Annotated in this window: 1 protein-coding gene; it reads right to left on the reverse strand. The window is 71.8% G+C overall.

The features are described 5' to 3' along the window. Positions 1 to 55: 55 nt before the first annotated feature. Positions 56 to 1,528, reverse strand: a complete 1,473-nt coding sequence (locus ACWEV0_RS35895) for an LCP family protein (protein WP_453154001.1) — start codon at positions 1,526 to 1,528, stop codon at positions 56 to 58. Positions 1,529 to 1,768: the final 240 nt, after the last annotated feature.

Genomic DNA, 1,768 nt, shown 5'->3' on the forward strand with positions numbered 1-1,768 from the left:
GGCCGGGCCCCCTGTCCAGGGAGCCCGGCCGTCGCCGTGAGGGAGCCCGCGGGCTTCAGCTCTTGCCGTCCCACTTGTAGACCGAGTAGACGTCCATGCAGTCCGTCTTGTCGTCGGCACCCTCCGGCAGGTCGCCGGCCTCCACCTGCTTCTTCTTGTAGGCGGTGCCGTCGCGCCAGTCCGCGCCGACCACGAGCGTGATGCCCTCGGCCTTGGCGTCCGGGCGGACCGCCGTGTCCGGCAGGCCCAGCGACTGGGCCACGGACAGGGCGTTCGCCTTGGCCTGGTCGCCGTCGCCCTTCGGGTAGAGCACCACGCTGTCGCCGCGGGGCTGGGCCTCGCGCGAGGACTCGGCCCGGGTGAAGCCCTTGCCGTTCAGCTCGGTGGCGATCGTGGACGCCCGGCGCGGGACCGGGGCCTGGCTGTCGCTGCCGGTGCCGTTGACGACCGTGACGCCGAAGGAGCCGGGCGCCTGGGCGGTGGCCGCCGGCGTCGCGGAGGCGGAAGAGGTCGGCTTCGCGTTCTTCGGGTCGCCGTTCTTGTCGAAGGCGACGTCGTCGCGGAGCATCGCCCACATCTTGTCGGCGGCCGACGGGACGAGCTGGAGCCAGGCCTTCGGGTTCGGCGGGTAGTCGACCGTCGGCACCGTCGCCGTGGTGAGCCGGTTCAGCTTCACGTTCTTCAGCTGCATCGACAGGTCGAAGAGCTTCTTCACCGAGCCGATCTCGTCGGACACCTGGAACGCCTTGATGGCGGTCTCCATGAGACCCATGAGGCGGGGCGTGTCGGTCCAGGCGTCCTGCTCCTGGAGCTTCTTCATCAGGCCGTTCATGTACATGTGCTGCGCCTTGGCGCGGCCCTGGTCGTTGCCCCAGGCGTGCCGGGTGCGCAGCCACTGCAGGGCCTGCTCACCCTGGACCTCGGTCGTCCCCTCCTTGAGCTTGAGGTGGGAGCCGCCGGGCGCCGCCGGGGTCGGCCGGTCGTACACGCCGGTCTTCACGCAGACCGGGACGCCGCCGACCTTGTCGGCCATGTCGACCACACCCGCGAAGTCGATCATCATCCAGTGGTCGATGTAGACCCCGGTGAGGCTCTCCCACGTGGTGAGGGTGCAGCCGGGGCCGCCGCGCATCAGCGTCTCGTTGATGGGCCGATTGGTGGTTTGGGGGTACCTCTTGCCGTCCGGGCCCTTGCATTCGGGGATCCTCACGACCGTGTCGCGCGGGATGGAGATGAGCGAGGCGTTCTGACGGTCGGCGGAGACGTGCAGCAGCATCTGCACGTCGGCGAGCGGCGGCCGGTCCCGGTCGTTCTTGCCGCCGCCGAGCGCCACGTTCCTCGGGTCGCTGCGGTCGTCGGAGCCGATGAGGAGGATGTTCAGCGGGGTGTCGCCGAGCGCGGTCGGCTTCGTCACACCGCTCTCGCCGCCCGCGCGCCCACCGCTGCGGATGTTGCTGTTGAGGTGCTGGTAGTACAGGTATCCGGCGCCGGCCGTGCCGAGTATCAGCACCGCCAGCGTGATGGACACCCAGCGGAGTATCCGGCGCTTGCCGGATCTCTTCCCGCCGCGCCCGCGCGAGCCGCCGCGGCGGTGGCCCGACCGGCCGCCGCCCCCGCTGCCGCCGTCCCCGGAACCGCGCCCGGCGCGCCGGGCGCGGGGGCCGCCGCCGCCCCGGCCCTGGCCCGGACCGGCGGCGCCCCCCCCCGCCCCGTTTATACTCTAGTCCCACCCCCACAACCTGGGGGGCGGTACGCCTAAACCCCCCCC

Source organism: Streptomyces sp. NPDC003943 (assembly GCF_053605265.1).